The organism is Caulobacter mirabilis, from assembly GCF_002749615.1.
In the GTDB taxonomy this organism is placed as follows: Bacteria; Pseudomonadota; Alphaproteobacteria; order Caulobacterales; family Caulobacteraceae; genus Caulobacter; species Caulobacter mirabilis.
Genome location: NZ_CP024201.1, coordinates 2241503 through 2261940 on the forward strand (window position 1 = coordinate 2241503; position 20438 = coordinate 2261940).

Consider the following 20438-nt stretch of genomic DNA (forward strand, 5'->3'; position numbering starts at 1 on the left):
CCTAGCGTGACGCCACGACACAGGCCGCCGCCACGCGGCCGTCGCTGCAGATCAGCGGCGCGATCAGTCGCGGATCCTCGGTGATGACACGGTCGTCGTCGGTTCCGGAGTCGATGGGACGAGGGTCGAGCGCCGGCGGCGCATAGGGCGCCAGGAAGCGTTCCTGGATGGCGCTGGCCCCATCCTGCGCCGGCGGCGGCGCGGCCGTCACCGTCATGACGCCGTCCAGGAAGGTGACGGCATAGTTGGCCGAGATGGACAGGTCGCCGCGGCCGATCCGGTAGTCGCCGGCCGGGCTGCCCTGGGCCGCGTCGGTGGCCAGTCCGCCGGTGAATCCGTCGCCGTTGACCAGGCCCAATCCGCCAAGGCTGTAGGTGAGCGGCGGATTGACGAAGCCCTGGGTCCGCGACTGGTTGTGCGCGATGACCGTGACGGGCCGCGGCGTGATCGTCAGCCCGCCCCCCGTAAAGGTGATCGTGTAGTTGGCGGAGGCGGTCAGACTGCCCTGGGTGATGGCGTAGCTTCCGACGCCGGAAGCGGTCGTCGCGCTGGTGGTCAGGCTGCCGGTCAGGCTGTCGCCGTTGACGAGCCCGAGGCCGCCGACGGCGTAGGTGAGCAGCGGGTTGGCGTTCCCGTAGATGCGGCTCAGGGCGTCAGCGGTGACGGTGATCGCCCGCGGTGTGACGGTCAGGTTCGAACCGACGAAGGTCAGGTCGTAGTTGGCCGAGGCGGCTAGGTCGCCCTGGCTGATGGCGTAGGTTCCGACGCCGGAAGCCGTCGTCGCCCCTGTAGCCAGGGCGCCAGTCAGGCTGTCGCCGTTGACCAGCCCGAGGCCGCCGACGGCGTAGGTGAGCAGGGGATTGGCGTTCCCGTAGATACGGCTCAGGGCGTCAGCGGTGACGGTGATCGCCCGCGGGGTGATGGCGAGGGTCGAACCAACGAAGGTCAGGTCGTAGTTGCTGGAAGCCGCCAAGTCGCCCTGGCTGATGGCGTAGCTGCCGACGCCGGAAGCGGTCGTCGCGCCGGTGGTCAGGGCGCCGCTGAGGGTGTCGCCGTTGACGAGCCCGAGGCCGCCGACGGCGTAGGTCAGCAGCGGGTTGGCGTTCCCGTAGATGCGGCTGAGGGCGTCGGCGGTGACGGTGATCGCCCGCGGCGTGATGGCGAGGGTCGAACCGACGAAGGTCAGGTCATAGTTGGCCGAGGCGGCCAGATCGCCTTGGCTGATGGCGTAGGTTCCAACGCCGGAAGCCGTCGTCGCCCCGGTGGCCAGTCCGCCGCTGAGCGTGTCGCCGTTGACGAGCCCGAGGCCGCCGACGGCGTAGGTGAGCAGCGGATTGGCGTTCCCGTAGATGCGGCTCAGGGCGTCGGCGGTGACGGTGATCGCCCGCGGCGTGATGGCGAGGGTCGAACCGACGAAGGTCAGGTCGTAGTTGGCCGAAGCCGCCAGATCGCCTTGGCTGATGGCGTAGCTGCCGACGCCCGAGGCGGTGGTGGCGCCGGTGGTCAGGGCGCCGGTCAGGCTGTCGCCGTTGACGAGCCCCAAGCCGCCGACGGCGTAGGTCAGCAGCGGGTTGGCGTTCCCGTAGATACGGTTGAGGGCGTCGGCGGTGATGGTGATGGCGCGCGGCGTGACGGTCAGGCTGGAGCCGACGAAGGTCAGGTCGTAGTTGCCGGAAGCCGCCAGGTCGCCCTGGGTGACGGCGTAGGTTCCGACGCCGGAGGCGGTGGTGGCTCCGGTGGCCAGGGCGCCGCTGAGCGTGTCGCCGTTGACCAGCCCGAGGCCGCCGACGGCGTAGGTGAGCAGGGGATTGGCGTTACCGTAGATGCGGCTCAGCGCGTCGGCGGTGATGGTGATGGCGCGCGGCGTGACGGTCAGGTTGGAGCCGACGAAGGTCAGGTCGTAGTTGCCGGACGCCGCCAGGTCGCCTTGGGTGACGGCGTAGGTTCCGACGCCGGAGGCGGTGGTGGCTCCGGTGGCCAGGGCGCCGCTGAGGGTGTCGCCGTTGACGAGCCCGAGGCCGCCGACGGCGTAGGTCAGCAGCGGGTTGGCGTTCCCGTAGATGCGGCTGAGGGCGTCGGCGGTGACGGTGATGGCGCGCGGCGTGATGGCGAGGTTCGAACCGACGAAGGTCAGGTCGTAGTTAGCGGTGGCCGCCAGGTCACCCTGGGTGACGGCGTAGGTTCCGACGCCGGAGGCCGTCGTTGCGCCGGTGGCCAGGGCGCCGGTGAGCGTGTCGCCGTTGACGAGCCCGAGGCCGCTGACGACGTAGGTCAGCAGTGGGTTGGTGTTCCCGTAGATACGGCTCAAGGCGTCAGCGGTGACGGTCAGCGCTCGCGGCGTGATCTGAAGGTTCGAGCCGATGAAGGTGAGGTCGTAGTTGGCCGAAGCCGCCAGGTCGCCCTGGCTGATGGCGTAGGTTCCGATGCCGGAGGCGGTCGTCGCCCCGGTGGCCAGGGCGCCGGAGAGGCTGTCGCCGTTGACCAGCCCGAGGCCGCTGACGACGTAGGTCAGCAGCGGGTTGGCGTTCCCGTAGATGCGGCTGAGGGCGTCGGCGGTGACGGTCAGCGCTCGCGGCGTGATCTGAAGGGTCGAGCCGATGAAGGTGAGGTCGTAGTTGCTGGAGGCGGCCAGGTCGCCCTGGCTGATGGCGTAGGTTCCGATGCCGGAGGCGGTCGTCGCCCCGGTGGCCAGGGCGCCGGAGAGGCTGTCGCCGTTGACCAGCCCGAGGCCGCCGACCGCGTAGGTCAGCAGCGGGTTGGCGTTGCCGTAGATACGGTTGAGGGCGTCGGCGGTGATGGTGATGGCGCGCGGCGTGACGGTCAGGTTGGAGCCGACGAAGGTCAGGTCGTAGTTGCCGGAAGCCGCCAGGTCTCCCTGAGTGATGGCGTAGGTTCCGACGCCGGAAGCCGTCGTCGCCCCGGTGGCCAGGGCGCCGCTGAGCGCATCGCTGTTGACCAGCCCCAGGCCGCCGATCGTGTAGGTCAGCAGGGGATTGGCGTTACCGTATATGCGGCTCAGGGCGTCGGCGGTGACGGTGATGGCCCGCGGCGTGATGGCGAGGGTCGCGCCGACGAAGGTGAGGTCGTAGTTGCTGGAAGCCGCCAGGTCGCCCTGGGTGATGGCGTAGCTTCCGACGCCGGAAGCCGTCGTCGCGCCGGTGGCCAGGGCGCCGGTGAGCGTGTCGCCGTTGACGAGCCCGAGGCCGCTGACGACGTAGGTCAGCAGTGGGTTGGTGTTCCCGTAGATACGGCTCAAGGCGTCAGCGGTGACGGTCAGCGCTCGCGGCGTGATCTGAAGGTTCGAGCCGATGAAGGTGAGGTCGTAGTTCGCCGAGGCCGCCAGGTCGCCCTGAGTGATGGCGTAGGTTCCGACGCCGGAGGCCGTCGTTGCGCCGGTGGCCAGGGCGCCGGTGAGCGTGTCGCCGTTGACGAGCCCGAGGCCGCTGACGACGTAGGTCAGCAGTGGGTTGGTGTTCCCGTAGATACGGCTCAAGGCGTCAGCGGTGACGGTCAGCGCTCGCGGCGTGATCTGAAGGTTCGAGCCGATGAAGGTGAGGTCGTAGTTCGCCGAGGCCGCCAGGTCGCCCTGAGTGATGGCGTAGGTTCCGACGCCGGAGGCCGTCGTTGCGCCGGTGGCCAGGGCGCCGGTGAGCGTGTCGCCGTTGACGAGCCCGAGGCCGCTGACGACGTAGGTCAGCAGTGGGTTGGTGTTCCCGTAGATACGGCTCAAGGCGTCAGCGGTGACGGTCAGCGCTCGCGGCGTGATCTGAAGGTTCGAGCCGATGAAGGTGAGGTCGTAGTTCGCCGAGGCCGCCAGGTCGCCCTGAGTGATGGCGTAGGTTCCGACGCCGGAGGCCGTCGTTGCGCCGGTGGCCAGGGCGCCGGTGAGCGTGTCGCCGTTGACGAGCCCGAGGCCGTTGACGACGTAGGTCAGCAGTGGGTTGGTGTTCCCGTAGATACGGCTCAAGGCGTCAGCGGTGACGGTCAGCGCTCGCGGCGTGATCTGAAGGTTCGCGCCGACGAAGGTGAGGTCGTAGTTGCTGGAGGCGGCCAGGTCTCCCTGAGTGATGGCGTAGCTTCCGACGCCGGAAGCGGTCGTCGCGCCGGTGGTCAGGCTGCCGGTCAGGCTATCGCCGTTGACCAGCCCCAGGCCGCCGATCGTGTAGGTCAACAGGGGATTGGCGTTGCCGTAGATGCGGTTGAGGGCGTCTGCGGTGACGGTGATCGCGCGCCGCGTGACCGTCAGCGAGCCTGACGTCGTGTTGACCGTATAGCCGTAGTCCGAGGCCAGGCTGCCGGGGACGATTTCCAGGGTGTAGCCGGTCCCGACGCCGGCCGTCGCGGCCGCACCGGTGGAGCTGACGGCAAGGCTCGGGAACAGCGCGTCGATCGTCGGGGCCAGGAAGACGCCGGCGACGCTCGGCGCGCCGACCAGGTCCGCCCATAGCGAGGGAAGACCGCCGGGGGCGATGACCTCGCCGTAGACCTTGGTCGCGTTCCTGGCCGCCACAGTGATCGTCGGGCTGTTGGCGAAGACATAGCGGTTGCCGGTCTGGGTGATCGCGCCGGGCGCCGCGGTCGCCAGCGTCCGGCCGAACAGCGCCATGTTCTGGCTATCCAAGCTGCCGAAGGTGTTGCCGAGATGCGAATTCGCATAGACCAGCCAGCGGCCGCTCGCAGCGATGACGCCGTCGCTCCCCTGGTTGTTGATGAACAGGCCCCGTGTCGAAAGCACTGGGCTGGCGCCCGAGACCTTCGCCGCCAGGGTCAGGTCGCCGACGGCGCTGAGCGTGACGGCGCCGGTCGTGGTCACGCCATTGATCGTTGTTCCCGAGCCGTCGGAAAGGCTTGAGACCGTCAGGGCGCCGCCGGTCGTCAGGGCCAGGCTGCCGACGCTGGCGGCCACCGTGGCCACGGCGTTGCCAGCGTGATTCAGGGTGAAGTCTCCGGCGCCGGTGATCACCAGGTTCGCAGCGGTGACCCCCGCCGTCTGGGTCACCGCGCCGCTGGCCTTGAGCGCCAGCAGGCCGCTCTGGTTCACGGCCTGGTCGATCGAGAAGGCGGCCGCGCCGCTCGAGATCTCGCGATTGGCGGGCGTCAGGCCGCTGGTCAGCGATCCCGCGGTCGCCACGAGAGTCGCCTGCGCCGCCGAGAGGGACGCCAGCGGTCCCAGGTCGTCGCGCCGCCAGGTCTCGGTCAGGTCGAAGCCGCTGGTCAGGTCGTTTCGCGATCCGATGCGGAAGGTGAGGGCGTCCGCTCCGTCGGCCGTAAAGGCGACCAGGCCCTGGCCGGCGCTCAGCGTGCCGGGGGCGCCGAAGGCGTAGTAGTAGCCGTTGGCCCCGCTGCCGACGGTCGAGATGGCCGCGCCGCCCGCCGCTAGGGTGATCATGGCCTGCCAGGCCGAGCCGTCGGCCTTGCGCGCCGTGCCGGAGACAATGTCGATCCCGTTCGGGAAGAAGCTTCTGAGGTAGGGATACTTGCCGCCGGTTCCGCCGGTCCAGACGTCGCCGGACAGGCCGACCGGAACCCCGCCGCCCTGGAGCTGGGCGGTGGTCAGGACGACTCCCCCACTGGAGAAGCCCGTCGTGTCGCTGTCGACATAGACGTTGGATACGGAGCCGGAACCCGTTCCCACGGCGCTGAGCAGCGTCGATCCGGCGTTGGCGTAGCCGGTGATCAGGGCGCCGTCGATGACGCCGCTGTTGTCGCCGACGAGGCCGGTGGAGGCGTTGGTGTTGAACAGCAGACCGGCGGCCAGGACGTTGTGAACCGAACCTGGGTTGCGCCCGGCGATCGCGCCGGCCGTTCCGCCTCCGCCTCGCACCAGGCCGGTCACGTAGCTGTTGGCGATCGAGCCTGCGTTCTCGCCGACCAGCCCGCCGATATCGCCGTCGGTCCCGATGACCGCCGCACTGCTCCAGACGTTGAAGATGGAGCCTTGCGAGAGGCCGGCGAGCGCGCCGACGTCGCTGCCGGCGCCGCCGGCGATCGTTCCGCCGTTCAGACCCACGTTCCGCACCACGCTGCCGGAGGCGAGGGTTCCGAACAGCCCGAGCTGTGCGCCTGTTCCGGTGATGGTCAGGTTGTCGATCGTGTGGCCGAGGCCGTCGAACCGTCCGGAGAAACTTCCGATCAAGGCGGAGCCGTAGCTCCCGGCGCCGAGGTTGGCGACCAGGGCGAACCGGCCGGCCGATCCGTTCATGGACGGAAGGTCCTGGATCCGGCTGATCAGCGCGTAGCCTTCGCCGTTGATCACCAGGGCGCGGCCGCCGGTCGCGGTGTTGTAGATGGTGTTGCCGAAGTTGTTGACGTAGTCGAGCCGGCCGCCGCGGGCGAAGGTGAAGTTGGTGTCCGGACCGCCGTATCGGATGTCGAAGGTGTTGGCGCCGCGGTTGGTGACCACCGCGTTGACTCGGATTGCTCCGGCGCTCTCCAGAACCATCGTCGAGAAGTCGGGCGAGTACCAGTACGACCCGGTCCAGCCCTGGGTGTAGCCGCCGATCACGGTGATCGGCGCGTCGATGGTCATCGTCCCGCCGCTGCCGAGCTTGAAGTAGGTGGTGTCGGCGGTGGTGATCGCCGCGGCGATCCTCAGGTCGCCGGCGCTCCTCAGCACGAGGCCGCCGCCGCTGGCGAGGGTCGTGGCGGCGTTCAGGATCAGCAGCGAGCCCGGCGCGACGGTTTCTATGCTGAGCTGTTGGCCGGCGGCGACCGAAAGCGGCGTGTCGACCGTATAGCTGGCGCCGGTCGCCAGGATCCGCTGCGCGGTCGCGCCGTTGTAGGCCGCCTGGGCGACGGTGTTGCCGCCGATGGCCTGGGCCAGGGCGGTCGTGTCGATCGCGGTCTGGGAGTAGAGCAGGGCGGCGGTGTTGAAGGTCCGCGTATTGCCGTAGAGATCGACGCCGCCCTGCACGGTCGCGCCGCTGGCGGTGAACAGGTGGAAGGCGTTCGTCGTCCCGGGCGCGTCGGGTCCGGAGGACTGATTGGTGTAGACGGCTGCGCTGTCGCCGGCGGCGAGCATCCCGGCCGGGACCAGGAAGTAGTAGTAGCCGTTGCGGTCGGTGGTGACGCTGCCCCAGTAGAACCCCATGGCGTTCAGCGAAACGAAGGCCGGGTCCTTCGAATAGACCGGCGCCGGCTGGGCCGAGATCAGCGGGTTCCGGCCCTGATCCTTGTAGGCGATGCCGGAGACGGCCTGGGCGCCATTCGGGAAGAAGGCCTTCAGATAGGGGTACAGGCCGTCGGCGCCGCCGGCGAAGGCGGAGCCCAATGTGGCGAGCGCGCCGCCGCCGGTCTGGAACTGGACGGTGCTCAGGCCGCCGCCGAAGTAGCTTCGGGTGCTGTCGTAGAGGCTGGCGGTGACCGTCCCCGCGCCCTGGTTGCGCCCGACGAGAGGGCCGACGTTGCTGTTGCCGTGGACCGAGCCCGCGAAGAAGGAACGGGTGATGGAACCCTGGTTGTCGCCGACGAGGCCGCCGACCCGGTCGCCGCCAAGGATGGCCCCCATGACATAGGTGTCGGCGATGGTTCCGTAGTTTTCCCCGACCAGGCCGCCGACGTTGATCGAATCCCGCGCCTTGACCCCGACCAGCGAGAACGACTGGCTGATCGCGCCGCCGTTGATGCCGACCAGACCTCCGACGACCGCGGTGCCGCTGACCCAGCCGCTGGCCCAGACGTTTTGAACCGTCCCCCGAACATTGCCGGCCAGAGCGCCCGCGACCTGGTTCGCGTTGATATAGACGTCGCTCAGACCGAGATTGCGCACCACGCCGCCGATCCCGATCCGTCCGAACAGCCCGATGCCGCTGTTCGGCGTGCCGATGAACAGGTTCGAGACGACATTCCCGAGACCATCGAAGGTTCCGGTGAAGCCGTCGCCCTGCAGGCTTCCGTTCACTGTCCCGATCGGCGTGAAGCCGTAGGGCCCCCAGGTGCGGGTCGCGACGGCGTTGAAGCTGGTCGCCAGGGCGTAGCGGCCGCCCAGCCCTGTCTGGGTGATCGCCTGCAGCTGGGCGGCGTCGTAGATCAGGGTGTAGGCCTGCCCGTTGATGGTCAGGCTCTGCCCGCCTTGAGGGCCGGTGAAGTTGGCGCTGAAGCCGTAGGCGTAGGTGACGCCGCCGCCGGCCCCGTAGTTGAGCGCGAGGCCGGCGGTTCCGTCGGCGACAAGGCCCGCGTTGACGGCGATGGATCGGTGGGCGCTGAGGGTGAGGGTGTTGGCGCTCCAGCTGATCGGGGCGGCGATCGTGATATCGCCGTCCTGAGTTCCGCCCGCGCCGGTGGAGATGGTGACGTTCGCCGTGGCGAGGGCGTTCTGCAGCGTCGTGACGTTGATGACGCTGTTGTCGCCCGTCGCCGTGAAGCCGCCGGTGTCGGGGGCGTTGGAGATGGTGACGTTATAGGGATCGAGCAGCAGATCGCCCGTTCGGCCCTTGGGCGCGCGCAGATCGACCGTTCCGTTGAAGCCGAGCAACCGCTTGCCGGAAACCTCGGTGAAACCGCCGTCTCCGCCATTGGCGCCGCCGCGGGCGGAAATCCGGCCGGAGAAGGCGGTGACGTCGTCCGACCAGACGATGACCCGGCCGCCGTTTCCGGCCTCGAGCGCGTCGGCGGTGACGGCGCTGGCCCCATCGATCGTGACGGTCCTGGCCCGGGCGAGGTCGCCTTGCCCTTGGAAGTCGCCGCCGATCCGCACGGCGCCGCCGCCGTCGCGCCCGGAGGCGTCGAGGCTCGCGCCGGTCAGCGTGATCGCCTCGCCGGTGACGGTGATCGCGCCGCCCCGGCCGCCGTCGCGCGCCGAGGCGTCGACGTCGCCGGTGATCGACACCGCGCCGCCGCCGCCGTCCAGCACCACCGCGCCGGGACGACCCGACACCGACCGGGCCTCGATGACGCCTTCCAGATTGACGGTCCGGCGCGCCGCGTCTCGGGCCGCCGCCGCTGAGACCTGCACCAGCCCTCCGTCGGCGGTGATCCGGCCAGACTGCACGATCAGCGGCTCGGCGGCCTGCTCGGCGCTGGGCACGGCCACCTGCAGGAAGCCGTCGCCGGCCAGATCCAACGTCGCCCGTTCGCCGGCGCCCAGGGCCACCTTGCCCAGCGGGGCGATGATCGACCCGGCGTTCTCGATCCGCCCGCCGATCAGGGCCGCATAGCCGCCGCGGCCGACCACGACCGCGCCCTGGTTGCTGACCGCGGCCGAGCGTCCCGCCCCCTTGAAGGTCAGCTTGCCCGCCAGAAAGTCGTCGTCGGCGATGTCCAGGCTGGAGGCGACGAAGCCGGCGGCGGAGACTTGCCCGGTCTTGGAGATGGCGATGCCGTTGGGGTTGACCAGGAACACCTGCCCGTTGGCGGTCAGGCTGCCGGCGATGGTCGACGGGGTGTTCCCGGTCACCCGATTGAGCAGCACGGACTGGGCGCTCGGCTGCTGGATGTCGACGCTGTTTCCCTGGCCGATCGAGAAGCCCTGCCAGTTGACGATAGCCTGGCCGGTCGACTGGTTGATCGTCATCTGACCGGCCGTCGGCGTCGAGATGGTCACGCCGCCGCTGGCGACGGTTCCGCCCGTCGGCAGAGCCTGGGCGTGAGCCTGGGCGGCGGCGATCAGAGCGCTGGAGGTCAGTAGAGCGGTCAGGAACGGGCGGTGGGGCATGGCGAGGCTCATGACGTCTAGAACTGAACGGCGCCGGTCAGCGTGAAGCGGTCGTCGCTGGGGATGCGGTCGGTGCGGTGCTGCCGGCCCCATTCGAGGGACAGGCTTAGCGCGACGCTGTCGGTGACGCCGGTCGCAAGCCGCAGGCCCAGGCCATAGGCGCCGTAGGTCGAGCGCTCGCGCTCGAAGAAGGTCGGCCGCTCCAAGCGAAGATGGCCGACCGCGCCGAAGAGGTAGGGCGAGGCGGAGAGAGCCGCCTCGCCCGCGCGCACGGTCCAGGGCGAGGACAGTTGTGCGCGCATGGCGTAGCCGCTGTCGCCCTGCAGGCTGCCGGAATCGAAGGTCGACAGGGCGGAGGGCGCGGCGATGCCCATCTGTTCGGACTGGGGCAGCGGATCGCCGAAGCTGCTCTGCGCGCGCGCGCTGAGGTCGAGCGTCAGATGCTGCGCGAGCGGCTGGGTGAAGGCGACGCCGAACTCGATCTTCCTGAAATCAGCGTCGGCGCCCATCCGCGACAGCGGCAGCAGGGGCGTGGCGTCCGCCGCGGTGCGGGCGCCCAGGCCGGTCAAGCCTTGCGACGCCCTGACGTTGCCGCTCAGCACGCCGTTCGCCTGGGTGAACCAGACCCCGTCCAGCGACAGGCGCAGAACTCTCAGCCGGTCGGAAGCCAGCGGCACGATGATCGGGTGGACGACGTAGAGATTGTCGTTCTGAGCGTCGATCCCGACTTCGGCCGCCAGCGTCGTGGCGCGGCTGCGGATCAACGGATAGCGCAGGCGCAGGGAATAGCGCTCGAAGACGCTGCCAAAGCCGAGGGTATTCTTCGGATGGCTGGGGTTGGCGCGGGTCCGGGTGGCTTCGACGTTGGCGGTCAGGCCGTCCAGGCCGATCGGCAGAACCATGCCGACGGCGAGGGTGCGACTGCGGGGATTGTCGCTGAGATAGCCCTTACGGCCGTCTTCCGGCAGGCCGCCGGCGCGGAAATAGAACTGTTCCCCCTGACCGAACAGATTGTTGGCGTCGAGCCCGACGCCGGCGGACCAGTCGCCGAGCGGGGACGAGGGGGCGTTGTCGAAGGTCCATTGCCCGGTCACCGGACGCTCGACGCCATCGATGATCAGCACGCTCGACCCATGGACCGAGCCCGCCGCAAGCGCGGATCGCAGCCGTGCGCCGGAGATGTCGCCGGCCAGCAGGAGGCGTCGCTCCAACTCCGGCATCCGAATGCCGGGTCGGGCGACGATCGGCGCCAGGATCGCTTGGACCCGGGTCTGCAACCGCTCAGGCAGCGCCGAGACATCGACGCGCTCCACGTAGCCGTCGATGACGATCAGCTTCAAGCGGCCGCCGTCGGCCAGGGTCTGGGCCGGGAGGACGACGCGGACCAGCGCATAGCCCGCCCGAGCGTAGGCGGCTTCGAGGCGCCGCGCGGCGGCGAACACTTCGGCCGCCGTGATGGTCCGGCCGATCAGGGCGTTGGTGATGGCGGCGGTCTCGGCCGCCATCTCCGGACGTCCGCCCTCGACCTCGATCTCGGCCAGGACGAGCGGCAGCGTTTCGGCGCCCTCCGGCGTCTGCAAGCCGGGATGGTCGGGCACCGCGATTCCCCCCGGAACCGTCTGGAGCGGCGGCCGGAAGCTGGGCGGCGTGATCTGGCTGGCCGTCTGCGCCTGGGCGGCGCCGGCGCCGAACACGACGGCTGCAGCCAGGCTCAGCGCCAGGGCGGATGGCGCTGCGCCTCGACAAGGGAAGCTCCCCGGACGAGTTCCAGTGTGGTGACGCGAAATCAAACCGATCCCCAGATACCCAAAACGGGGTAGAGGCTAGGGATCCGGCGCGGCGCGCAGTAAGTGCCATTTGGGAGCGATGCACGCTCGCCGGGAACGGGTCCGGATCAGCTGCGGAGCACCGGCATCGAGAGGGCCAGGCGGACGAGGTCGGCCTGGCGATGGCAGCCGGTCTTGGCCTGGACGGCCTTGAGGCGAGTCCGGGCGGTGCTCAGCTTGATGCCCAGAGCGCTGGCGGCCTCGGCGAGGGTGTCGCCCTGGACGAGCAGGGCGGCCAATCGCGCCTCGGCCGGCGCCAAGCCATACCGGGTGGTGATCCACTGAATTGGCGTGCGCCGCTCGGCGTCCGCGTCGACAAGGATCACCAGGACCTTCCCGAGGGCGCCGTCGCACTCGGCGCCCTGGGGAAGGGGCGAGATCATCGCATTGAGAAAACCGCCGCTCAGGCGGGGCAGGGCGAGCCCGTTCACGGCGATATGGGGGCCGCCGGCGGCGCAAGCGAAGATCGCCTGGTCAAGCGCGGCGTTGGCCGTCTCGGTCGTAGCGCGCAAACGGCCGTCTCTGGAAAGCGCGATCCCGTCGCGAAGGGCGGCCATCTGCTCGGCGGCTCGATTCATGGTCACGAGGCGGCCGTCGGACGAGAGAAGCAGCGCCGCGTGCGCCCAGGTCTCGAACACCAGCAGAGCCGCTCGGCCCTGTTGGCGTTCGCGATCCAGGAGGCCGTGCAGCCGAAACGCCCGCGCGATGTGCGGCGTCAGGAGGTCCAGCAGGCGCAACTGGCCTTGACGTCGGTCCGCGTCGTCCTTGTGGTCGGCCAACGACAGGGCGACGCTGCGCCGCTGGTTTCGCTCGATGATGACGCCGGCTGCGTAGCACCCGAGTCCTCGGGCGCGGATGAAGTCGTTGTAGAATTCGGTTCTTGCCAGGTCGTCGTTCGAGATCACGGCCTCGGAGAGGCGGGCCCGGCCGACCGGCAGCTTGGTCAGGCCGCGTTCGACATACGGACTGGTGTCGACGAAATGCTCGGCATAGGCGCGCACGTCGCCGTCGGCGAAATTGCGGTGGAATGTCAGGGCTGAGGTCGGCCGGCCGTTCTCGTGGCCGAACAGCATCATCCGCGTTTCCGGATAGTGGCTCTCCAACGCCTCCAGGAAAGTCGCCCAGTGCTCTGCATGAACGGCGGCCTCGGTGATGTGGCCGAGGAGGTCCAGGATCGCAGCAGTCGAGAGGTCGCTCGATGAGGCCAAGCCCGGCGCTTTCTGTGCTGCGATCAAGGTTAACCTGAGACGGTGATACGCCAACGGCCGACGATGACAAGCGAACCCTCGCGAGGCGGGAAAACGCGTGATTTTCAAGCGAGGAGGGCATGCGGGGAATACCGCTTGATCCTCTAGCGACTAGAGGATGCAGATTGGCGGCCACGGAGGATTTCCATGGCGTTCGCCAAGTCCGAAGCCCGTCTGCGGGCCTTTCGCATCGCTATGAACCAGGCCTGCGCGGCCTTTGCGGTCGTGAGCGGATCGCGCCGTCCGGCGGATTATGTAACGCATTGCCATCCCCTGTCGGCGTGGTAGCGAGGCGGCGATGACCTTGGCGATCGCGAAAACCAGAAGGCTTCTGGCCGCGGCGGTGGTGCTCCTGCTCGCCGTGTTCGTCTTTGCGCCTGTGGTCGAGGCGGCCTCCTGTGGTCCGGAGATTCCCGCGGCTGAGGCGGTTCTCCACGACGGATCATCGCCTGAGAAGCATGACGCCGGAGACCCTGCCCATGGGATCTGCGCCCACGGCCACTGTCACCATGGTTCGACCGCCAGCACATCTTCGACCGAAGCCGTCCTACGCCTGTTCGACGCCCCGCTCGACCAGCGACCGGCCGGCGCCGACGCGCCTTCCAACTACATAGCCGAAGGCCCGACCAGACCGCCCAGGGCCTGACGCGAGCGCGTCCAGCGGACGCATCTCCCGTCAGACATCTGGAAGCTGAATCATGCCTATCCCGTATCGCCGGCCTGGTCGCGTCGCGACCGGCTGCGCGGCGGTCGCCGCGGCGACCCTGCTCACCGGCCCTGTCTGGGCCGCCCCGGCGCCTTCGTATGAAGCGCTGCTCAAACGGCGCGATGTCGCGCCCATCTCGCTCGAGGCCAAGGCTCTGGCCGAGGCGGCCGACGCCCGCGTGCTGCAAGCCCGCGCCCGCCCCAATCCGACCCTGTCGGTCGATGTGGAGAACATCTACGGCAGCGGGGCGAACTCCGGCCTCAGCAGCGCCGAGACCACCTGGACCGTCGGCCAGAACCTGGAGCTCTGGAACCGTCGCTCTTCGCGGATCGCCGCCGCTCGCGCCGACGCCGGCGTGGCGGCGCTGCAGCGCGACTTCGCCCTGGTCGACGCCGCTGGACGATTGGCGACGACCTACGCAGACGCGGAGGCGGCGCAACGCCGCCATGCGCTGGCCCAGGAGGCGCTCGCGCTCACGGTCGAGGACGCCCGCGCGGCCTTGAAGCTGGTGGAGGAGGGGCGCGAGCCGCTGCTCCGAGGCATCCAGGGCGAGGCGGAAGCCGCCGCGGCTCGGGCGACGCTCGACGAAGCCCGCGCCGAACGCGACGCCGCCTATGCGCGCTTGACCGCGACGGCGCTGCTCGAAACGCCCGTCACCGTGATCGACAGCAGCCTGCTCGACCAGGCGCCCGCGATCGCCGACGAAACGGCGGCGGCGCTGCCGGAGGTCAGGATCGCCCAAGCCGAACGTTTGGCCGCCGAACGTCGGATCGCGGTCCAGCGTGCGCTCGGTCGGCCCGATCTGAGCGCCAGCATCGGCTTCCGCCAGTCCCGGGCCGACGACTCCACCGCCTTCACGGTCGGCCTGAGCATGCCGTTGCCGCTGTTCGATCGGAACCGCGGCAACGTCCAGGCCGCCCAGGCCGATCTGCGCGCCGCCGAGGCCCGGCTAACCGGGGTCGAGCGGACCGCGACCGCCGACCGGGCCGCCGCCATGGCCCGACTGGCCGCTTCGAGCAGCCGGGTCGTCGCCGCGGACGGCGGCGTGAAGGCGGCCGAGGAAGCCTACCGCCTGTCGCGCCTCGGCTTCGAGGCCGGACGCATCTCGCAACTGGAGCTTCGCGCCACGCGCGCGGCCCTGATCAACGCCCGCAACGCCGGCATCGACGCCCGCCTGGCTCGGGTTCGTGCGGAAACCGAACTGGCGCGCCTGCAAGGCCGCGCACCCTTTGGAGGGGTTCAATGACCATCAAACGTCAACTCGACAAACGCCTCCTGATCGGCGGCGTCGCCGTCCTGGTCGTGCTGGGCGGCGGCGGGCTGCTCTACGCTGTCGCCCGGCCGGAAGCGCCGGTTCCTGCGGCCAAGGCGAGCGCCGACGGCCACGCCGAAGGCGAGGCCGCGCATGCTGCAGAAGCCACGCCGCCCAAGGGGGCGGAAGCGGACGAAGGCGTCGTCGCCCTGACCGCCGAACAGATCCAGGCGGCCGGCATCACCGTCGTCGCCGTCGGGCGCGGCGGCGGTGCGGAGACGCGGCTCTCGGGCCGCGTCGAGCCGATGATCGACGCCCGCGCCGTGGTCGGCGCCTCCGTCGGCGGCCGTGTGGAGCGGGTGCTGGTCGCGCCGGGTCAATCGGTCCGGATCGGCCAGCCCCTGGCGGCCCTGGTCAGCGGCGAGGCGGCGACCTTCCGCGCCGAAGCCGACGCGGCCGCGGCGGAGGCCGAGGCCGCGCGCCTGGCGCATCGCCGGGATCAGACGCTCGTCGAGCAGGGTGTCGTCGCCCGTCAGGACGCCGAGACGTCGCGCGCGCGCGCATTGAGCGCCGAGGCTTCGGCCCGGGCGGCGCGGGCGCGGGCCTATGCCGCCGGGGCGCCGAACGCCTCGGGGCGGGTTTCAGTGTCCAGTCCCATCGCCGGCGTCGTCAGCCGTGTCGATGTCGGCCCCGGCGGGTTCGTCGCCGCGGGCGGCGTCGTGGCCGAGGTCGTCAATCCCGCGCGGGTGGAGCTCGTCTTCCGCGCGCCCCCGCACCTGGGAACGACCGTGCGCGCGGGCGCGAACCTGAAGGTCAGCGGCCCGGGCGGCGACTTCGACGCCGTGGTCACCGGCGTGGCCTCGGCCGCCGACGGCGCCAGCAGCGCCACCGTCATCCGCGCTCGGACAGAGGGCGGCGTTCTCCCCCCGGCAGGCTCGGCCGTCTCGGCGGCGGTCGTCACCGGCGGGGAGGGCGGCGGCCTGACAGTTCCCGCCGACGCGATCCAGACCGTGGACGGCGCGACGGTCGTCTTCGTCCAAGCGCCGCAAGGCTTCCGCGCGGTCCCCGTGCTGGCCGGCCGTCGCGCCGGCGGGAGGATCGAGATTCTCAAGGGCCTGGAGGGCGGCGAGCGTATCGCCGGGACCAACGCCTTCCTGCTCAAGGCCGAGCTCGCCAAGGGCGAAGCCGAGCATGGGCACTAGGGGGCGATCATGTTCAAAGCCATCATCGAACTCTCCGTCAGGTTCCGCTGGTTCGTCGTCCTGGCCACGGCCCTGGTCGCGGCCGTGGGCCTGTTCGAGCTGACCAAGCTGCCGATCGACGCGGTCCCGGACATCACCAACCGCCAGGTCCAGATCACCACCGTGGCGCCGGCCTTGGCGCCGGAACAGATCGAGCGACAGGTCACCTATCCGCTCGAGACCGCCATGTCGGGCATTCCCGGCCTGACCAGCACCCGCTCGCTGAGCCGCAACGGCTTCAGTCAGATCACGGTCATCTTCACCGACCAGACCGACATCTACTTCGCCCGCCAGCAGGTGGCCGAACGGCTTGCCCAGGCGCGGGAGCGATTGCCGGATGGGGTCGAGCCCAACCTGGCCCCCATCACCACGGGCCTCGGCGAGGTGCTCATGTGGACGGTGGACTACAAGCCGTTCAACGCCGCCGCCGCCAAGGCCGGCAGACCCGGCTGGCAGCCGAACGGCGACTACCTGACGCCCGACGGCGATCGGCTGACCAGCCCGCGCGAGCGCTCGACCTACCTGCGCACCGTCCAGGACTGGATCGTGGCCCCGCAGATGCGGACCGCCAAGGGCCTGGCCGGCGTCGACACCGTCGGCGGCTATGTGAAGGAGTATGCGGTCCGTCCCGACATCGCGCGGCTGGCCGGCTACGGCCTGAGCCTGGGCGATCTCATCCAGGCGCTGGACCGCGCCAACAGCCAGGCCGGGGCGGGCTATGTCCAGCGCGCCGGCGAACAGCTGGTGGTCCGCACCGACGCCTTGGCCTCGACGATCGACGACCTGGCTCAGGCGCCGGTGGTCAATCGCAACGGGCTGGTGGTGCGGGTCGCCGACGTCGCCGCCGTCGAGATCGGCCAGGCGCCGCGGCTGGGCGGCGCCAGCCGTGACGGCCACGAGGCTGTCCTCGGCACGGCCCTGATGATCGCCGGCGGCAACAGCCGCACCGTCGCCCAGGCGGCCGGCGAACGGCTGGAGGAGGTCCGCAAGACCCTGCCGCCGGGCATCGAGGCCGTCACCGTCCTGGACCGCAGCGCCCTGGTGAACTCCACCATCGCCACGGTGGCGCGCAACCTCACCGAAGGCGCGCTGCTGGTCATCGTCGTGCTGTTCCTGCTGCTCGGCAACATCCGCGCCGCGACGATCACCGCCCTGATGATCCCGGTCAGCTTCCTGTTCGCGGTCATCGGCATGAACCGGTTCGGGATCAGCGGAAACCTCATGAGCCTCGGCGCGCTGGACTTCGGCCTGCTGGTCGACGGCGCGGTCGTGGTGGTCGAGAACACCCTGCTGATGCTGTCGCAAAGGCGGTCGGACCTGGGGCGGATCCTGACCCGGCACGAACGCCTGGAGGTCGCCATGCAGGCGGCCCGCCAAATGGTGAAACCGGCGGCCTTCGGCCAGGCGATCATCCTCTTGGTGTTCACGCCGCTGCTGATGCTCGAAGGCGTGGAGGGCAAGACCTTCATCCCGATGGGCGCCACGGTCATGCTGGCGCTGGTCGGCGCCTTCATCTTCTCTTTCACCTTCGTGCCGGCCATGACGGCGCTGCTGGTCCGCGACCCGAAGGCGGTTCACGCCGGCCCCGACGGCCGCGTGCAGGAGCATGAGACCTTCCTGCTCCGCTTCGCCCGTCGCTGGCTGCAGCCGCTGATCCAGCGGGCCGTCGATCGTCCCAAGACCGTGCTGCTGGCGGCGATCGGCGCGCTCGTCGTGGGGGCAGGGGCCTTCTCGATGCTGGGCCGGGAGTTCATCCCGACCCTGGACGAGGGCGACATCGCCCTGCAGGCCCTGCGGGTGCCGTCGGCCTCCCTGGAACAGTCGATGGCCATGCAGATGGCCCTGGAGCGCGCGATCAAGGCCCAGCCCGAGGTCGAGACGATGTTCTCGCGCACCGGCACGGCCGAGGCCGCCGTCGACCCGATGCCGCCGAACATCTCCGACAGCGTCATCGTACTGAAAGACCGCAAGGACTGGCCCAATCCCAAGCTCAGCAAGGAGGACCTCATCGCCCGGATCGAAGCCTCGATCTCCAAACAGATCGGCAACAGCTTCGAGTTCAGCCAGCCGATCGAGCTGCGCTTCAACGAACTGATCTCGGGCGTGCGGACCGACCTGGCGGTCATGGTCTACGGCGATGATTTCGCGACCCTGCAGAAGGTCGCCGACCAGGTCGCCAACGAGCTGCGCCAGACGCAGGGCGCGGCCGACGTCCGGGTCGAGCAGGCGTCCGGGCTTCCGACCCTGACGGTCAGCGTCGACCGCTTCGCCGCCGCCAGCTACGGCCTGTCGGCCGCCGACGTCAGCGAAGCGGTCTCGGCCGCGGTCGGCGGCGCCGAGGCGGGGCGCATCTTCGAGGGCGACCGGCGCTTCGACGTGGTGGTCCGCCTGCCGGACGAGGCCCGCAACGACCCGGCCAGCCTGGCGGCGCTGCCCATCGTGTCCGCCTCGGGGATCACCGTGCCGCTGTCCTCGGTGGCGCGGATCCAGACCGCCGAGGGGCCGAACCAGATCAGCCGCAGCAACGGCAGCCGCCGCATGGTGGTGCAGGCCAACGTCCGCGGACGCGATCTGGGCGGCTTCGTCGCCGACGCCCAGAAGAAGGTCGAGCAGGTCCAGCTTCCGCCAGGCGTTCGCCTGACCTGGGGCGGCCAGTTCGAGAACCTCAAGCGCGCCGAGCAACGGCTGGGTCTGGTGATCCCGATCGTCTTCGTCCTGATCGGGGTGTTGCTGTTCATGGCCCTGGGCTCGTTCGCGGAGGCCGGACTGGTGTTCGCCTGCGTGCCGCTGGCCCTGGTCGGCGGCGCGCTGGCGCTGCTTCTGAGGGGCATGCCGTTCTCGGTCTCGGCGGCGGTCGGCTTCATCGCGGTCTCCGGCGTGGCGACGCTCAACGGGTTGGTGCTGATGCAGGCCATCCGGGAGCGATTGAACGCCGGCGCCGCGCCCCGCGACGCCGCGATCGACGGCGCGGCCAGTCGCCTTCGGGCGGTGCTGACGACGGCCATGGTGGCGATCGTCGGCTTCATCCCGATGGCGATCGCCGTCGGCGCGGGGGCGGAGGTGCAGAAGCCGCTCGCCACCGTGGTCATCGGCGGTCTGCTGACCGCCACCCTGCTGACCCTGCTGGTCCTCCCGACCTTCGCGGCCAAGGCCGTCAGGCATCGCCTGGCCGAGGGCGTCGAGGACTGACCGCAGGGCTCGGTCCAGCCGTCGGCGGTTCCCCCAAGCCTGCCGGCGGCTGTGACCGCAGATTCGAGCTGACCCCGCGGCTCGATCCGATGCGCGCGGGGAGGGCGGTCGGTTCCCGCGCCTTCCCGGATTTCAAGGATCGATCGAAAGGGGCTCGGTCCAGCCGTCCGCCGTGCATCCCCATGCCGCGGGCGGCTGTGACCCGGAGTTACGCGTTCTGTTGTTCAGGTGCAGACTGGAACCAGGGAGTCGTTCATGGCGACACATGCTGACAACGACGGTCACGCCCACGACCACACGGCCGGCGCCAACGCCCGGCAGCTGACCATCGCGCTCGTCCTCACGGGCACGTTCCTGGTCGTCGAGGTGGCGGGCGGGATCATCTTCAACAGCCTGGCGCTGCTGTCCGACGCGGCGCACATGTTCACCGACGCCGCGGCGCTGGCCATCGCCTTGGCGGCCATCCGTATCGGCGCCAAGCCGGCCGACGACAAGCGCACCTTCGGCTACCGCCGTTTCGAGATCCTGGCGGCGGCGTTCAATGCGGTGCTGTTGTTCCTGGTGGCGGGCTACGTGCTCTACGAGGGCGTCAAGCGCATCCTGGAGCCGCAGCCAGTGGGCTCGATCGGCATGCTCGCCGTCGCGGCGGCCGGGCTGGTCGTCAACCTGATCGCCATGCGGCTGCTGGCCAGCGGCAAGGATCGCAGCCTCAACGTCAAGGGGGCCTATCTCGAGGTCTGGGCCGACATGCTGGGATCGGTCGGCGTTCTGATCGGCGCCGCGGCGATCTGGCTGACCGGCTGGCGCTGGGTCGATCCCGTCGTCGCCATCCTGATCGGTCTCTGGGTTCTGCCGCGCACCTGGATTCTGCTGCGCGCGGCGACCCACGTTCTGCTGGAAGGCGCGCCGGCCGGCCTCAGGCTCGCCGAGGTCCGCGGCGCCATCGCCGCGATGCCTGGAGTCTCCGACGTCCATGACCTGCATGCCTGGACCTCCGGCGCCGATGTGGCCAGCGCCTCGGTCCACGTCGTGGTGACCGAAGCCGCGTCGACCCACGAGGTTCGCCAGGCCGTATCGGCGCTGCTGAGCCAGCGCTTCGGAGTCGAGCACGTGACCGTGCAGATCGAGGTGGCGGGTGAAGACCCTCACGCGCCGCTGCACGAGTAAGCGAGGGTGATGCGTTGAGAAGATGGCCTCAAGGTCTTGGAATGGCTGATGTTTGGTCTGCTCTAGGTTCAGGCGCTACTTAGCGCTTCGCCGGCCAAGGGCTTCTATTTCCGATAATATTCCTTAGGCGAAATTAGATGGAAGCTGACCGGATCGGT

Annotated in this window: 8 protein-coding genes; 5 read left to right on the top strand and 3 right to left on the bottom strand. The window is 69.9% G+C overall.

What is annotated here, in order from left to right:
* Nucleotide 1: 1 nt before the first annotated feature.
* The 3 genes from CSW64_RS11080 to CSW64_RS11090 all read right to left on the bottom strand — a co-directional run bounded on the left by CSW64_RS11080 (nt 2) and on the right by CSW64_RS11090 (nt 12740).
* A complete protein-coding gene (locus CSW64_RS11080; protein ID WP_172448518.1) occupies nt 2-9652 on the bottom strand; it encodes an MBG domain-containing protein in 9651 nt (3216 codons plus the stop codon).
* A 17-nt stretch (nt 9653-9669) separates the two neighbouring features.
* The gene (locus CSW64_RS11085) at nt 9670-11346 is read right to left on the bottom strand and encodes a ShlB/FhaC/HecB family hemolysin secretion/activation protein (protein WP_216361271.1); all 1677 of its coding nucleotides are present in this window, start codon (nt 11344-11346) and stop codon (nt 9670-9672) included.
* Nucleotides 11347-11546: 200 nt separating this feature from the next.
* Nucleotides 11547-12740 carry a helix-turn-helix transcriptional regulator gene (locus tag CSW64_RS11090; RefSeq protein WP_150131378.1) on the bottom strand — a complete coding sequence of 398 codons (1194 nt, stop codon included), beginning with the start codon at nt 12738-12740 and terminating at the stop codon, nt 11547-11549.
* A gap of 283 nt (nt 12741-13023) precedes the next feature.
* Here CSW64_RS11090 and CSW64_RS11095 point away from each other — a divergent pair, with 283 nt between their 5' ends.
* From CSW64_RS11095 to CSW64_RS11115, 5 genes are all read left to right on the top strand, one after another.
* On the top strand, nt 13024-13371 hold the full coding sequence (locus CSW64_RS11095) for a hypothetical protein (protein ID WP_099622165.1): 348 nt from the start codon (nt 13024-13026) through the stop codon (nt 13369-13371).
* Between the two features lie 52 nt (nt 13372-13423).
* Nucleotides 13424-14677: a TolC family protein gene (locus CSW64_RS11100; protein ID WP_099622166.1), complete on the top strand. Its 1254-nt coding sequence runs from the start codon at nt 13424-13426 to the stop codon at nt 14675-14677.
* Nucleotides 14674-15885: an efflux RND transporter periplasmic adaptor subunit gene (locus tag CSW64_RS11105; RefSeq protein ID WP_099622167.1), complete on the top strand. Its 1212-nt coding sequence runs from the start codon at nt 14674-14676 to the stop codon at nt 15883-15885. Before CSW64_RS11100 ends, CSW64_RS11105 begins: the two co-directional genes overlap by 4 nt.
* A gap of 9 nt (nt 15886-15894) precedes the next feature.
* Nucleotides 15895-19113: an efflux RND transporter permease subunit gene (locus CSW64_RS11110; protein WP_099622168.1), complete on the top strand. Its 3219-nt coding sequence runs from the start codon at nt 15895-15897 to the stop codon at nt 19111-19113.
* A gap of 255 nt (nt 19114-19368) precedes the next feature.
* Nucleotides 19369-20280, top strand: a complete 912-nt coding sequence (locus tag CSW64_RS11115; RefSeq protein ID WP_099622169.1) for a cation diffusion facilitator family transporter — start codon at nt 19369-19371, stop codon at nt 20278-20280.
* The last annotated feature ends 158 nt before the right edge of the window (nt 20281-20438 follow it).

Bases quoted from the DNA above. Each gene is read 5' to 3' on its own strand.
- CSW64_RS11080 (WP_172448518.1), bottom strand. From the start codon at position 9,652: ATGCCCCACCGCCCGTTCCTGACCGCTCTACTGACCTCCAGCGCTCTG.
- CSW64_RS11095 (WP_099622165.1), top strand. From the start codon at position 13,024: ATGACCTTGGCGATCGCGAAAACCAGAAGGCTTCTGGCCGCGGCGGTG.
- CSW64_RS11100 (WP_099622166.1), top strand. From the start codon at position 13,424: ATGCCTATCCCGTATCGCCGGCCTGGTCGCGTCGCGACCGGCTGCGCG.
- CSW64_RS11105 (WP_099622167.1), top strand. From the start codon at position 14,674: ATGACCATCAAACGTCAACTCGACAAACGCCTCCTGATCGGCGGCGTC.
- CSW64_RS11110 (WP_099622168.1), top strand. From the start codon at position 15,895: ATGTTCAAAGCCATCATCGAACTCTCCGTCAGGTTCCGCTGGTTCGTC.
- CSW64_RS11115 (WP_099622169.1), top strand. From the start codon at position 19,369: ATGGCGACACATGCTGACAACGACGGTCACGCCCACGACCACACGGCC.